Annotated in this window: 13 protein-coding genes and 1 riboswitch; of the genes, 7 read left to right on the top strand and 6 right to left on the bottom strand. The window is 73.8% G+C overall.

Going from position 1 to position 13,741, the window contains the following annotated elements; translation table 11 throughout:
• Window positions 1–119: 119 nt before the first annotated feature.
• The 6 genes from rsmD (at window position 120) to mutM (ending at window position 4,163) form a co-directional block, all read left to right on the top strand.
• Window positions 120–818 carry a 16S rRNA (guanine(966)-N(2))-methyltransferase RsmD gene (gene rsmD / locus ACFS27_RS04720; protein ID WP_377180690.1) on the top strand — a complete coding sequence of 233 codons (699 nt, stop codon included), beginning with the start codon at window positions 120–122 and terminating at the stop codon, window positions 816–818.
• Window positions 815–1,327, top strand: a complete 513-nt coding sequence (gene coaD / locus ACFS27_RS04715; protein ID WP_377180689.1) for a pantetheine-phosphate adenylyltransferase — start codon at window positions 815–817, stop codon at window positions 1,325–1,327. Before rsmD ends, coaD begins: the two co-directional genes overlap by 4 nt.
• A 174-nt stretch (window positions 1,328–1,501) precedes the next feature.
• The gene (locus ACFS27_RS04710; protein ID WP_377180688.1) at window positions 1,502–2,074 is read left to right on the top strand and encodes a YceD family protein; all 573 of its coding nucleotides are present in this window, start codon (window positions 1,502–1,504) and stop codon (window positions 2,072–2,074) included.
• Window positions 2,075–2,076: 2 nt separating this feature from the next.
• Complete coding sequence (gene rpmF / locus ACFS27_RS04705; RefSeq protein WP_108495103.1) at window positions 2,077–2,271, top strand: 50S ribosomal protein L32; 195 nt, start codon at window positions 2,077–2,079, stop codon at window positions 2,269–2,271.
• A gap of 1 nt (window position 2,272) precedes the next feature.
• Entirely contained in the window at window positions 2,273–3,061 is a 789-nt protein-coding gene (gene rnc / locus ACFS27_RS04700; protein ID WP_377180687.1) for a ribonuclease III, read from the top strand.
• Window positions 3,054–4,163 (top strand): bifunctional DNA-formamidopyrimidine glycosylase/DNA-(apurinic or apyrimidinic site) lyase, encoded by a 1,110-nt coding sequence (mutM, locus tag ACFS27_RS04695; protein ID WP_377180686.1) that lies wholly within the window; start codon window positions 3,054–3,056, stop codon window positions 4,161–4,163. The genes rnc and mutM overlap by 8 nt, the downstream gene beginning before the upstream one ends.
• A gap of 74 nt (window positions 4,164–4,237) precedes the next feature.
• Here mutM and ACFS27_RS04690 read toward each other — a convergent pair whose 3' ends face one another.
• Entirely contained in the window at window positions 4,238–5,215 is a 978-nt protein-coding gene (locus tag ACFS27_RS04690; protein WP_377180685.1) for an NAD(P)-dependent oxidoreductase, read from the bottom strand.
• A 109-nt stretch (window positions 5,216–5,324) separates the two neighbouring features.
• Window positions 5,325–6,239 (bottom strand): C40 family peptidase, encoded by a 915-nt coding sequence (locus ACFS27_RS04685; RefSeq protein WP_377180684.1) that lies wholly within the window; start codon window positions 6,237–6,239, stop codon window positions 5,325–5,327.
• Between the two features lies 1 nt (window position 6,240).
• Window positions 6,241–6,408, bottom strand: a riboswitch (cyclic di-AMP (ydaO/yuaA leader).
• 140 nt (window positions 6,409–6,548) lie between these two features.
• Here ACFS27_RS04685 and ACFS27_RS04680 point away from each other — a divergent pair.
• Window positions 6,549–8,117, top strand: coding sequence for a phytoene desaturase family protein (locus ACFS27_RS04680; protein WP_377180683.1), 1,569 nt, complete (start codon window positions 6,549–6,551; stop codon window positions 8,115–8,117).
• A gap of 24 nt (window positions 8,118–8,141) precedes the next feature.
• On the opposite strand, the gene ACFS27_RS04675 is transcribed toward ACFS27_RS04680, so the two are convergent.
• Genes ACFS27_RS04675 through cydD form a run of 4 tightly spaced genes read right to left on the bottom strand, consistent with a single transcriptional unit; the run spans window position 8,142 to window position 13,740 of the window.
• Window positions 8,142–8,909, bottom strand: coding sequence for an ABC transporter permease (locus ACFS27_RS04675; protein ID WP_377180682.1), 768 nt, complete (start codon window positions 8,907–8,909; stop codon window positions 8,142–8,144).
• A complete protein-coding gene (locus ACFS27_RS04670) occupies window positions 8,906–9,856 on the bottom strand; it encodes an ABC transporter ATP-binding protein (protein ID WP_377180681.1) in 951 nt (316 codons plus the stop codon). Before ACFS27_RS04670 ends, ACFS27_RS04675 begins: the two co-directional genes overlap by 4 nt.
• 54 nt (window positions 9,857–9,910) lie before the next feature.
• Window positions 9,911–11,860, bottom strand: a complete 1,950-nt coding sequence (gene cydC, locus ACFS27_RS04665) for a thiol reductant ABC exporter subunit CydC (protein WP_377180680.1) — start codon at window positions 11,858–11,860, stop codon at window positions 9,911–9,913.
• On the bottom strand, window positions 11,857–13,740 hold the full coding sequence (gene cydD, locus ACFS27_RS04660; RefSeq protein WP_377180678.1) for a thiol reductant ABC exporter subunit CydD: 1,884 nt from the start codon (window positions 13,738–13,740) through the stop codon (window positions 11,857–11,859). The genes cydC and cydD overlap by 4 nt, the downstream gene beginning before the upstream one ends.
• Window position 13,741 lies beyond the last annotated feature (1 nt).

Below are 13,741 nucleotides of genomic sequence, written 5' to 3'. Positions count from 1 at the left end.
TCGGAGGTGACCGGGTCCCGACTGCTCGGAGGTGACCGGGTCCCGACTGCTCGGAGGTGACCGGGTCCCGACTGGCCGGAGGTGACCGGGTCCCGGCCGCCCGCGTTAGGCTCGCGGGCGTGACCAGGATCGTCGCCGGCTCCCTTGGCGGCCGCACCATCGCGGTGCCGCCCAAGGGCACCCGGCCCACGAGCGACCGCGTCCGTGAGGCGATCTTCTCCCGGCTGACCCACCTCGACGTGCTCGACGGCGCCCGCGTGCTCGACCTCTACGCCGGCTCCGGTGCGCTCGGTCTGGAGGCCGCCAGCCGTGGCGCTGCCGAGGTGACCCTCGTGGACTGCGCGCGCCCCGCCGCCGACGTCGCGCGCAAGAACGTCGCCACGCTCAGGCTGACCACCGTGCGCGTCGTCACCGAGACCGCCGAACGGTTCGCTGCGGCGCTCGCGGGTGCCGGACCGCGTGCGGGCTCCGCCGCGGCTGCCGGCACGACGGCGGCGCTGGACCTCGTCTTTCTCGACCCGCCCTACGACCTCGACGAGACCACGCTCGCCGCCGTCCTGACGCACCTGGCCGCGCCGGGTGTCCTGGCCGACGACGCCGTCGTGGTCGTCGAGCGCTCGATCCGCACCCCCGAGCCGGCCTGGCCGGTCGGCCTCGCCGCGTTCGCGCGCAAGGACTACGGGGAGACGGCGGTGTACTACGCGGAGCCCTCCGGCAGTGCGGAACCGTCGGACAGCGCAGAGCCCTCCGACGGTGCGGAACGATCGGACGGCGCAGGCCCGGCAGACCCGGCGCCGTCGGATAGCGTGGGCGCGTGACCACCGCCGTCTGCCCCGGGTCGTTCGACCCCATCACCCTCGGCCACCTCGACATCGTGCGCCGCACCGCCACGATGTTCGACGACGTGGTGGTCGGCGTCGCCAAGAACCCGGGCAAGTCCGGCCTGCTCGACCTGGAGACCCGTGCGGAGCTCGTGCGCGCGGCCGTGTTCGGCGCCGCCCAGAGCGCACCCGAGCTGACGAGGGTGCGGGTCGCTGTCGTGCCGGGGCTGCTGGTGGACTTCTGCCGGGAGGTCGGGGCGGTCGCCGTCGTGAAGGGTCTGCGCGGTGGCGGTGACTTCGACGCCGAGCAGCCGATGGCCCTCATGAACCGGCACCTGTCCGGCGTGGAGACGATCTTCCTGCCCGGTGACCAGCGGTACGCGCACGTCGCGTCGTCGCTGGTGAAGGACATAGTGCGGCACGGCGGACCGGTCGACGACCTGGTCCCTGCGGGCGTGACGGCGGCCCTGCGGGCCGCGCTGGGACAGCCACCCGCCGGCTCGTGAGGCCTGTCACCCCGCACGGGCGCGCGTCAGACCCCATCCATGTCGTAGGATTGGTTTTTGGCCCGTGGTGCGAGGTATTGCGCCGGGTCACCCCCTTCACCATCCTCATCGGATAGTGCACTGCCACTGCCCTCATCGGAGTCTGTTATTTCCCGCGAACCGAAGTCGCCGCTCGTGCTTGAAACGCACGAGCTGTCTCGGCGTGCCGGATCGATGCGTACGCACAGCGCGACCGTGCAGGCGCCGTCGGACCTCGGCACCGCCGTGATCGGTATCCCGGAGGGCTCCGACCTCGAGCTGGATCTTCGACTCGAGTCCGTGATGGAGGGCGTGCTGGTCTCCGGTACTGTCCGCGGCACGGCCAAGGGCGAGTGCAGCCGTTGCCTCGACGACATCACCCGTGAGCTCACGGTCGACGTCACCGAGCTGTTCGCCTACCCCGAGAAGGCCGCATCGTCGGCCAAGCGTGGGTCGGACGACACGGGGTCGGACCTGGAGGACGACGAGGAGTTTGTCCTCGACGACGACGACATGGCAGACCTGGAGCCTGTGCTTCGGGATTCGGTCGTGACTGCACTACCATTTCAACCGCTGTGCCGGGATGACTGCCCTGGCCTGTGCTCCGAGTGCGGAGCGCGGCTGGCTGACGACCCCGGTCATCAACATGACGTAGTCGACCCTCGTTGGTCGGCGCTTCAGAGCATGCTCGAATCTACGAGCGTGTCGGACGAGACGAAAGAGAGCTAGCCGTGGCTGTTCCGAAGCGCAAGATGTCGCGCAGCAACACCCGTGCGCGTCGCTCGCAGTGGAAGACCACCGCAGCGACCCTCACCACCTGCCCGCAGTGCCAGGGCAACAAGCTGCCGCACACGGCGTGCCCGACGTGCGGCACCTACAAGGGCCGCACGTACCGCGACGCCCTGAAGACCGTTCACGCGGGCTGACGTGGCCAAGGGCGGGACGTCACCGGCGAGGCCGGAACCTACCGCGCTGCTCGAGAAGCTCGGGGTCCATCTGGACCCCGAGCTTCTTGTGCTGGCACTGACCCACCGGTCGTTCGCGCACGAGGCCGGCGGCATCCCCACGAACGAGCGCCTGGAGTTCCTTGGCGACACCGTGCTGGGCCTGGTGGTCACGGAGGCGCTGTTCCGGCGCCACCCCGACCTGTCAGAGGGCGACCTCGCGCGCATGCGGGCAGCGACGGTGTCGCAGCGTGCCCTCGCCGCCATCGCGCGGACCCTCGGGCTCGGCAAGTACGTGCTGCTCGGCAAGGGCGAGATCCGCACGCGCGGCTTCGAGAAGGACTCGATCCTCTCGGACACGGTCGAGGCCCTGATCGGCGCCACCTACCTGTCGCACGGCCTGGAGACGTCGCGGGAGCTGGTGCACCGGCTCGTCGACTCGACGCTCGACGTCGCAGCGGGCCTCGGCGCCGGCCTCGACTGGAAGACGTCGCTGCAGGAGGCCTCGGCCGAGCGCGGTCTGGGCTCGCCCGACTACATCGCGACGTTCGAGGGTCCCGAGCACGCCAGGGTCTTCCACTCGACCGTCGTGATCGACGGCGTCACCTACGGCTCCGGCTCCGGCAGCGCGAAGAAGCACGCCGAGCAGGGTGCGGCAGAGGAGACCTACCGGGCTCTGCTGGAGAAGTTCCCCCTGCCCAAGCCGGAGGGCGACGTCGAGGCGGCCGCCCGGCACGCCACCGGGAGCAGGACCCCGGCCGCCGGTGCCTGAGCTGCCTGAGGTCGAGACCGTCCGGGACGGTCTCGACCGGCTCGTCGTCGGCGCGGTGGTGCGGGACGTCGAGGTGTCCCGTGAGTACAGCGTCCGTCGGCACGACGGCGGTCCGGGCTCGTTCCGCGACCAGCTCGCCGGGCGGCGGCTGAGCGCCGCCGTCCGGCGCGGCAAGTTCCTCTGGCTGCCGCTCGAAGAGCTCGCCACCGCTCCGCCCGGGCCCGCTCTGCTCGCGCCGCCGGCGTTGCCCGAGCCCGGCGTGCCGCCCGAACCCGCTCCGTCGGCCGAGGCTGAGGAGCCTCATCCCGCCGCAGCCCTGCTGGCCCATCTCGGCATGTCGGGGCAGCTGCTGGTCCGGGGCGCGGCGCTCAGCGGTGAACAGGCCCCGAGCGCCGTGCTGGGCGACGAGCCGGGTCGGGCCACGGCCGCGGACGACTGGCGCCACCCTCACCTGCGGGTTCGCCTGCACCTGACCGGTGCGCCCTCCGGGGCGCGGTACCTCGACTTCGTGGACCAGCGCACGTTCGGGCACCTGAGCGTGCAGGACCTGGTGCACGACGGCGCCCCGGCCCAGGGGAGTGGGACTCCGCCGTCGGCCGTCCCTGCCGGGCACGGCTCGGACCTCCCTCTGCTCCCGGAGCCGGTCGCGCACATCGCCCGCGACCTGCTCGACCCGAACCTGGACCTGGACGCCCTCGTGCGGCGGGTGCGCCGCCGTCGGACGCAGGTGAAGCGCGCGCTGCTGGACCAGACGGTCGTGTCCGGCGTGGGCAACATCTACGCGGACGAGGCGCTGTGGCGGGCGCGGGTGCACTGGGCACGCCAGACGGACAAGCTCAGGGCAGCGGACGTGCGCCGGGTGCTGGACTCGGCGGCCGAGGTGATGCGTGAGGCGCTCGCCCAGGGCGGCACCAGCTTCGACGAGCTGTACGTCAACGTGAACGGTCAGTCCGGCTACTTCGACCGGTCGCTCGCCGTGTACGGCCGCGAGAACGAGGAGTGCCGCCGTTGCGGCGGGCTGGTGCGCCGCGACGCGTTCATGAACCGCTCGTCGTTCACTTGCCCCGTCTGCCAGCCCCGCCCCCGCCCCCGTGCCCTGTGAGCTTGTTGTGAGCGCGATCGTTGCGCCTAAAACGGGCGCGTAGCCGCAACCGTCGCGCTCACAACGAAGAGGGGCTAGCGCGGGGTTACGTTGCGGAGGGGGGCGCCCGCCCGCCAGGCCGTGAGCTGTTCGGCCAGGAAGCGCGCCGCGCCGCGCGGCCGCCCGCCCGCCACGTGCGGCGTGAGGATCAGGTTCGGGACGTCCCAGAGCGGGGACTCCGTCGGCAGGGGCTCCGTCTCCATGACGTCGAGCGCCGCGCCCGCGAGCCGCCCGGACCGCAGAGCGTCCGCGAGGGCCTCCTCGTCGACCGTCGCCCCTCGGCCGACGTTGACGAACCGCGCCGACGGCGGCAGCAGGCCCAGCAGCCGGTCACCCAGGATGTGCCGGGTGGCTGGGACGGCCGGCAGCAGGGAGACGAGGAGGTCGGTCTCGGCCAGCAGCGCGTCCAGGCCCTCCGGGCCCACCACCGGGTACCCGGAGCGTTCTCCCGCACGCGAGGCGACGCCGGTGACCTGCGCGCCGAGTGCGGTCAGCAGGGGAGCCAGCCGCAGAGCGATCGACCCGAAGCCCCAGATCGTCACCCGTGCGCCGTCGAGCGTGTACTCCCTGCCGGTGACCGGGTCCGCCTGGGCGAACGCGATCTCCTTCGCCCAGTGGTGCTCCCGCTGCGCGGCCAGCGACTCGTCGATGCGCCGGACCGACGCGAGGATCAGCGCGAGGGTGTGCTCGGTGACGGTGTCGTCGTGCAGCGACTGGCCGGACGAGATGACGACATCGGGGCCGAACCCGGCGCCCAGCGCGACGTCCGGCCCGGCCGAGAGGGTCTGCACCCAGCGCAGGCCGGTCAGCCGACGGGCGGCGTCGGCGAGCACCTTCGGCGGGTTGGACCAGGTGACCAGCACCTCGGCGTCCGCGTGCTCCTCGGGGATCGGGTCGTTCATCGCGTACGTGGCGACGACGTCGGCGCCGCCGGGCGCGAAGGAGGCTCCACCGTCGGGCAGGCGGGACGGGAAGTCGAGGTCGAAGGGCACGTCCGGTACGAGGATCTTCACGCCCGGGACGTTACCCGACCCGGCCCGGCGGACGAGCACGGGGTGTGTCCAGCCGGAAGTCCGGCTGGACACACCCCGTGCTCGGTCTGGAGGGTGCTGCGCGAAGCGGTCAGCCCGTTACGCGGATGAACACCGCGTTGTCCTGCCACATCTCGCCGTACTGCACGGGGGTGCCCTGCTGCTGGGCCTCCACGACCATGCCGTTGCCTGCGTAGAGGGAGACGTGGCCGGGCGTCCATACGATGTCGCCCGGCTGGGCCTCTGCGGCGGAGACCTGGTAGCCGACGGTCGACATGGCGCTCGAGCTGTGCGGGAGGCTGATCCCGAGCTGGCCGTAGACGTACTGGATGAGTCCGGAGCAGTCGAAGCCGCTGGGGGAGGCTCCGCCCCACACGTAGGGCACACCCACGTACTCGAGGGCCAGGTTGACGGCCTGCTGGCCGAGGCCGGACGCGTCGGCGACGGTCTCGACGACGGATTCCGCCTCGGCCGCTGCTTCGGCTTCCGCGGCGGCCGCGGCTGCGGCCTCGGCCTCTGCGGCCGCCTCAGCCTCTGCCTGGGCCTTCGCCTCGGCCTCTGCCTTGGCACGCGCCTCGGCCTCCGCCTTCGCCTTGGCCTCGGCGATGCCGGCCTCGGTCTCGGCGTACGGCGTCACCGACACCCGTCCGCGCTCGGCCCAGAAGTCGGCGTCCTGCGTGACCTTGACCTTGGTGACGAGGTTCTCGGCGAAGCCGGCCCGCGTCGTGGAGTCGACGGTGTTGCTGACCGGCGTCGCGTTGGCGAGCGTGGTCTGGGTGTGCGTCTCGGCGGGCGCGGTGTGGGCGGTCTGGGTGAAGACCGACGCCAGCATGCCGGACGTGACGACCGCGATGGCGCCGGTGCGGGCGGCATTCTCGGCGGCGGTCTGGGTCAGTGCGGTGAAAGGAGTGAGCGCGGGGCCGTCGGCGCGATGCCTGCCCCGGCTGTTGGAACGGTTTGCCTGGTCGTCCGCCCAGTCATGGGTACGGTCGGTGAGTACGGTCACCAGTGATCTCCTCGGACGCCTACGAAGTGAGCTGTCGGGTTCGGATGGGGAGAGCGATCACCCGGCCCCCCACGAGGAGGCTTCACCCCAAGGACACTCACGTGCCCGGCTTACTTGGTTCCCCCGCCCCTGTCACGTCGTAGCTGCTCAGATCCGGTGACAGGGCTCGGCGTCCGGACCAGGACCCCACCGTTACTGGCGAGGTGACATGACCGTACCCGCCCGTCGCGCGAATGTCACGATTAGGTCACATACCAACTTGTGATGGAACCTCCCTGTTAATCACTGCCCCATGGGACTATGACGGGCATGCCCGCTTCCACGCGTTCCCGGTACGACGTCGTCGTCGTCGGCGGAGGTCACAACGGACTCACCGCGGCGGCCTACGCGGCCCGCGGCGGCCGCTCCGTCCTGGTCCTCGAACGAGCGGACCACGTGGGCGGCGCCGCCGTCTCGGCCCGCCCGTTCGCCGGCGTGGACGCGCGGCTGTCGCGCTACTCCTACCTCGTCTCGCTCCTGCCGCGCCGCGTGGTCGAGGAGCTCGGCCTCCCCATCACGCTCAAGCGCCGGCGCTGGTCCTCCTACACGCCGGTGGCCGACGGCGGCCTGCTCGTCGACAGCCAGGACGACGCCGCCACGCGCGCCTCGTTCCGCCGGTTGACCGGTGCGGACGCCGACTTCGAGGCGTGGGGGCGCTTCTACGCCATGACCGCGGAGGTGGCCCGCCTGCTCGCACCGACACTCACCGAACCCTTGCTCCCACGCTCGGTGGTCCGGGACCGGGTGGTCGACGGCGTGGGGGAGGAAGCCTGGCGCGCCCTCTTCGAGGAACCCCTCGGCGACGTGCTGCGCCGCACCTTCGCCGACGACGTCGTGCGCGGCGTCGCGGCCACCGACGGCCTGATCGGCACGTTCGCCGACGTCGACGAGCCGTCCCTGCGACAGAACCGCTGCTTTCTCTACCACGTCATCGGCAACGGGACCGGCGACTGGGACGTCCCGGTGGGTGGCATGGGCGCCGTCTCCGGCGCACTGCGCGACGCCGCAGCGGCCGCCGGCGCGACGATCGTCACCTCGGCGACCGTCACAGCGGTGGACCCCGGCACCTCGGGCGCCGACGTCACCTGGACCGACGCCGACGGGCGCACCAGAGGCGTCACGGCCGGGCACGTGCTCGCCGGCTGCGCCCCGGCGGAGCTGGACCGGCTGCTCGGCGGCGAGCCCGCCGCGTCCGCGTACCCCGAGGGCGCGCAGCTCAAGGTGAACATGCTGCTGACGCGCCTGCCCCGGCTGCGCGACGACGTCGACCCCGTCGCAGCGTTCAGCGGGACCCTGCACGTCAACGAGTCCCTGGCCCAGCTCCAGGCCGCGCACGCCCAGGCCGCCGCGGGACGCATCCCCGACCTGCCGCCGAGCGAGATCTACTGCCACACCCTGACCGACCGGACCATCCTCGGCCCGGCCCTCGCAGGGACCGACGCGCAGACCATCACGCTGTTCGGCCTGCACATGCCGGCGCGGCTGTTCCGCGCCGACCCCGACGGCGCTCGCGACCGGGCGCTCCTGGCCACGCTCGCGTCGCTGAACTCCGTGCTGGCGGAGCCCATCGAGGACGTGCTCGCGCTCGACGCCGACGGTGAGCCCTGCCTCGAGGTGCGCTCCCCGATCGACCTGGAGGGCGACGTCGGGCTGCCGGGCGGGCACATCTTCCACCGCGACCTCAGCTGGCCCTTCGCGGAGTCCGGCGACGACGCCGGGCGCTGGGGCGTCGAGACCGCGCACCCGCGGGTACTGCTGGCAGGAGCAGGAGCGCGCCGGGGTGGGGGAGTGAGCGGGATCCCTGGACGCGCGGCGGCCATGGCGGTGCTCTCGGCCTAGCCGGGCCGGCGGGATCCCGCCCGGTCAGCGGATCTCGACGCGCCGGAGCCGCCACAGACCGGCCGCGAACGGGAGAGCTATCCACAGCACCGCGGTGATGCCGAGCTGCGCCCACTGCTCGCCCGTGACGGTCTCGCCGAGCAGCGCGTACTGGGTGTGCGTGAGGTCGATCCAGGGGGCGGCCGTGCCGTACCACTCCACGCCGGCGGCCAGCTGGCTGGACAGCGAGGGGACGACCAGCGCGAACATCAGGTAGGCCACCAGCGCCACGGACGACCGGCGCAGGATCGCGCCGAGCGTGAACCCGACCGCCACGCCGATCGCCTGGAAGGTGAACAGGTACAGGTGATCGGCCCAGGACAGGTTCCACACCGGCGCCGTGCCCTCGGCCGCCGCGCTCAGGAGGGTCCCGCAGGCCGCCAGCCCGAACGTCAGCGCCGTGGCCACCACCGTCAGCCCGGCGACGCACGCCGCCTTCGCCGCGATCACCCGCCCCCGCCGCGGGACCAGCGTGAAGGTGGTCAGCGCGCCGCGCTGGCTCCACTCGCTCGTGATCGACAGCAGCCCGACCATCGGCACCAGCAGCCCGAGCGGGTAGGCGACAGCGTTGGCCAGGTCGGCGTAGGACACCTGGAAGGGTGCGAACAGGACCAGGACGGCGACGGCGCCGACCGCGACCAGCGCGATGCTCACCAGGAGCCACAGCGCCGACCGGGTGTTGGCGAGCTTGCGCAGCTCCACGTCGACGAGCCGGCGGAACGGGATCTGCGCGGTGTGGTGGAGGGTGCTCACGCTACGGCTCCTGTCGTGGTGGGCGTGTGCGGGGACACCGGCGGGCGAGGCGCCCCGCCGGCGTCGCGCTGGGTCGGCGCGGTCAGGGCGAGGAAGGTCTCCTCGAGTCCCGCGCCGTCCGCCGCCCGCAGCTCGGTCACCGGGATCCCGGCGGAGAAGGCCGCGCGGCCCGCCCCGGCCAGGTCCGCGTCCGTGAGGACCGCGCCGTCGTCGGTCCGGGAGGTCGTCTGGCCGGCGGCCTCGAGCGCGGTGGTGAGCGCGGCGACGTCGTCGGCACGGACCAGGGTGCCGACGCCGGCAAGGAGCTCCGACTTGGGCCCGCCCGCCACCACCCGGCCGCCGCCGATCACCACGATGTCGTCCGCGATGGTCTCGATCTCGGCGAGCAGGTGGGACGAGAGCAGCACGGTGCCGCCGTCGTCCGCGAAGTCGCGCAGCAGGTCACGCATCCAGCGGATGCCCGCGGGGTCGAGCCCGTTGGCCGGCTCGTCGAGGATCAGCACCTGCGGCTCGCCGATCAGCGCCGTCGCGACGCCCAGCCGCTGCCGCATGCCGAGCGAGTAGTTCCCCACCCGCCGCCTGGCCTCCTGGGGGGTGAGGCCCACCCGGTCGAGCGTCTCGCCCACGCGGGCGGCGGGGAGCCCGAGGGTGCGCTGGGCGAGGACCAGCGACTCCCGGCCCGTGCGGCCCGCGTGCTGGGCCGACGCGTCGAGCAGCACCCCCACCTCCCGACCGGGATTGGGCAGGTCCGCGAACCGCCGGCCCAGCACCTCCGCGGTGCCGGACGTCGCCTCGGCGAGACCGGTGAGGATGCGCAGCGTCGTGGACTTGCCCGCGCCGTTCGGCCCGAGGAACCCGGTGACCCGGCCGGGCCGTGCGGTGAAGGAGACGTCGTCGACGGCGGTGAAGTCCCCGTAGCGCTTGGTCAGCGCCGAGATCGTGATCATGGCCCCGACGCTATGGCGCCGGGCGGCGGACCGGCTCCGGGATGCCCCCGGTTCTCACCCTGGTTCGGCGGTGAGCGAGTGAGGGTTGAGCAGGCCGGCCTCCTGCGCGGCCGACCACGCATAATCAGGGTCGTCGCGCAGCAGGTCAGCGTGCGTGCCAGAGGCCCTGACCCCTTCGCCCACCCCGAGCACCACCACCTCGTCGGCCGCCGCCAGCGGCGTGAGGCGGTGCGTCGCCAGCAGCACCGCCCGGCCGGTCGCGCGGGCGTGCGCCGCCAGCGTGCGCACCAGGGCGTCCGCGGTGCGGCCGTCCAGGTGCTCGGCGGGCTCGTCCACGAGCAGGACCCGTGCGGGACTCAGCAGCGCACGAGCGACCAGCAGACGACGACGCTCGCCGCCCGATACCGCGGCCGCGTCCGTACCGACCACCGTGTCGAGCCCGTCGGGGAGCGCGGTCAGCCACGCACCGAGCCCGACGGCGTCGAGCGCGGCCCTGGCCTCTGCGGCCGTGACGTCGCCCCGCGCCACCCGCAGGTTCTCCAGCACCGTGGTGTCGAACAGGTGGCCGTCCTCGGCCACGAACAGCCGGCCGGACTGTGTGCCCGGCATGCTCGGCATGGCCGGTGTGGTCGGCGTGATCGGCGTGATCGGCAGAACGCCAGCTGATCGGTAACTCGGAATGCCGACCTGCTGACGGTCTGCCGACCACGCGGACACCGTTCCACCGACTGGCGGGATCAGCCCGGCGGCGGTCATCAGCAGCGTCGTCTTCCCGACGCCGGACGGCCCGGCCAGTGCCACGACGGAACCAGGGCGCAGCGTGAGGGACACCCCGGCGACGGCGGTACGCGGGCGCCCGGCGGCGTCGGGCCAGCCGGCGGCGACCCTGTCGAGCACGAGCAGCGCGCCGCCCGCTTCCCCGGACCCGCCGGATGCGCCCGCTCCCGCGGACACGCCGGGCGCTCCGGCATCCCCCGACGCGCCCGGCGCCGGGGCGGCCTGCGTGGCCGATCCCGGAGCGGACTCGGGCAGCAGCTCCAGCAGCCGCCGCGCTGCCTCCCTCGACCGGTGGAGCTGGACGGCGGCGGCGGGCAGCCCCGCGGTCGCCTCGAACACCGCGAGCGGCGTCAGCACGACCACGGACAGCGCCTCGACCGACAGCGATCCCGACAGCGCGGCGGGGATCCCGAGGGCGAGCGCGGCGAGCACGGCGAGACCCTGCGCCAGCGCCCCCAGCGCGGCGGCGAGCCCTGAGGTACGTGCGCCGTCGTCGGCGACGGCGGACAGGCGCGCGTCGGCCGCGTCCAGGTCCGCGAGCCGCGCGCCGAACCGGCCGGACACGCGCAGCGGGGCCGATCCCTCGAGCACCTCGAGGGACAGCGCCGCCACCTCGCCCCTGGTCGCTGCACCTCGGGCCTCGGTCCGCGCCGCCGCTCGCGCGGCGAGCCACGGTGTCACGATCCCGGCGAGCGCAAGGCACAGCGCGAGCGCCACGCCCGCCGCCGGCAGCAGCACGCCCAGCAGGATCACGGAACCGAGCGACGTCACCACGGCGACCCCCGCGGGCACGAGCGCGCGAACCACCACGTCGCCGACGTCGTCCACGTCCTGGCCGATCCGGGCCAGGAGCTCTCCGCGCCGCACCGTGACCGGGCGGTCGTCCGCGGCAAGCCGGTCGTACAGGTTGGCCCGGAGGGCCGCCATGCCGCGCAGGGCTACGTCGTGGGAGGCGAGGCGTTCGCAGTAGCGCAGGACCCCGCGCCCGATCCCGAACGCCCGCACCGACACCACGGCCACGGACAGCGTGAGCACCGGCGGCATCTGCGCCGCCCTGGCGACGAGCCAGGCCGCCACCGCCGCGAGCCCGATCGCACAGGCCAGGGCAAGGACGCCGAGCCCGATCGCCCCGGTTACCTTGACCGGCCGGACCTCCAGCAGCGGCAGGATGCGGCGCAGCGGGTCGGAGCGGAGGTCATGGTCCGGGTGCCGCGTCGAGGTGGTCATCGTGCCTCCCGGCCGATCGTGGGACGTCCAGCGCGAGCCGGCTCGGGTCCGCTCCGGTGATCCGCCGCCGGGTCGGGCGCCGAGCGGACGTCGATCACCTGGTCCGCGAGCCCCAGCAGCGACGCCCGGTGTGCGACGACGAGCACGGTGCGGCCGGAGTCCCGCCAGGCGCCGACGGTGTCGAGGACCCCCTGCTCGCCGCGCGCGTCGAGGTGCGCCGTCGGCTCGTCGAGGATCACCAGCGGCTTGGCCGCCGCGTCGTCGAGCAGGGCGGAGGTGAGGGCCACCCGCTGCCGCTGCCCCACGGACAGCCCGACGCCCCCGAGGCCGACGCGCGTGTCCCAGCCGTCGGCCAGGGTCTCGACGACGGCGTCGAGCCCGGTCAGGCGAGCTGCCTCGGCGAGAGCGCGGTCGCTCACGGTGGACGTGCCGTCCAGGACGACCTCGTGCAGCCGGCCCGGGGGGAGCGAGGGTCGCTGCGGAACCCAGGTCAGCGCAGCCCACCAGCTCTCCAGCCCGGAGGCCGGCGGATCAGCCAGGTCGCGGAACGCGCCGCCGGGCGCCACGAGCCCGACCCGGCCGGCATCGGGCGCCAGCAGCCCGAGAGCCACGAGCACGGCGGTCGACTTGCCGGACCCGCTCGGCCCGCGCAGCGCGACCACCCGCCCGCTCCCGGCCACGCCGGACCCGAGCGGAATCCGCGCCGACAACCCGGCGGGAGCAACGACCCCTCGCCCGGCGGCCCGCACGGAGACGTTCTCCAGCACGAGCTCCCCGCCCGCCACGTCCAGCCGGCCGGCACCGGACGCCGCGTCCTCCGACCGGGCGAAACCATCGGGCGCCATCAGCGCGAACGCCCGCGACGCGGCAGCGACCCCGTCGACCGAGGCATGGAACTCCGCCCCCACCCTGCGCAGCGGCAGGTACACCTCGGGCGCCAGCACGAGCACCGCGATCGCCGGCTGCAGCTCCATGGCACCCTCGACGAGCCGCAGCCCCACCCCGACCGCGATGATCGCGACCGAGAGCGTCGTGAGCAGCTCGAGGACCATCGACGAGAGGAACGCGATCCGCAGCGTTCCCATGGTCGCCCTGCGAGAGGCGTCACCGAGCGCGCGCACCCGCTCGCCCGGGCCGAACGACCGCCCGAAGGCCCGCAGCGTCGGGAGCCCGGCGACGAGGTCGAGCACCTGGGCGCCCAGTCGTTCCACGGTGGCCAGGCGACGTTCGGACGTCCCCGCCGTCAGCCGTCCGACGAGCACCATGAACACGGGCACGAGCGGCAGGGTCACGACAAGGATCACCGCCGAGACCCAGTCCAGCCCCAGCACGACGCCGACCAGGGCGGGCGTGAGCAGCGCCGTCAGCACGAGCTGCGGCACGTAGCGCACGAGGTACGGCTCGAGCGCGTCGAGCCCGCGCGTCGCGAGGGTCGCGACCTCGGCCTCAGGGCTCGCGCCGGTTCCGCTGCCCGACGCCGGGGCGGCCCCGCCGACCGGCATCGTCCCGCCGGCCGCCGGTCCGTCCGGAGCTGTTCCGGCCGCCGTCCCGACCGCCCGCGGGCCGCGCAGCGCCCAGGCCTCGACCACCGCGCGGCGGAGCTCGGCGATCGTCCGGGCGGCGGCGCGCAGCGCGTACCGTTCCTGCGCCCATGCGACGCCCGCCCGCCCCGCCATGACGAGCGCCACCCCGGCGAATTGCCAGGTCAGTGTCGGTCCGGACGGGATGTCTCCACGCACCACCGGTGCCAGCATGGCCGCGATCAGCAGGGCCTGCGCGACGATGAGCGCCGCGGCGGTCACACCCAGCCCGACCGTCAGAGCCACGTACCAGCGGGCCGCGCGGACCTGCTGCAGCAGCCGGGGGTCGATGGGCTTCATC

Origin of the sequence: Promicromonospora vindobonensis (genome assembly GCF_042685865.1) — a bacterium.
In the GTDB taxonomy this organism is placed as follows: domain Bacteria; phylum Actinomycetota; class Actinomycetes; order Actinomycetales; family Cellulomonadaceae; genus Promicromonospora; species Promicromonospora vindobonensis.
This window is presented reverse-complemented; position numbering and strand designations above follow the sequence as displayed.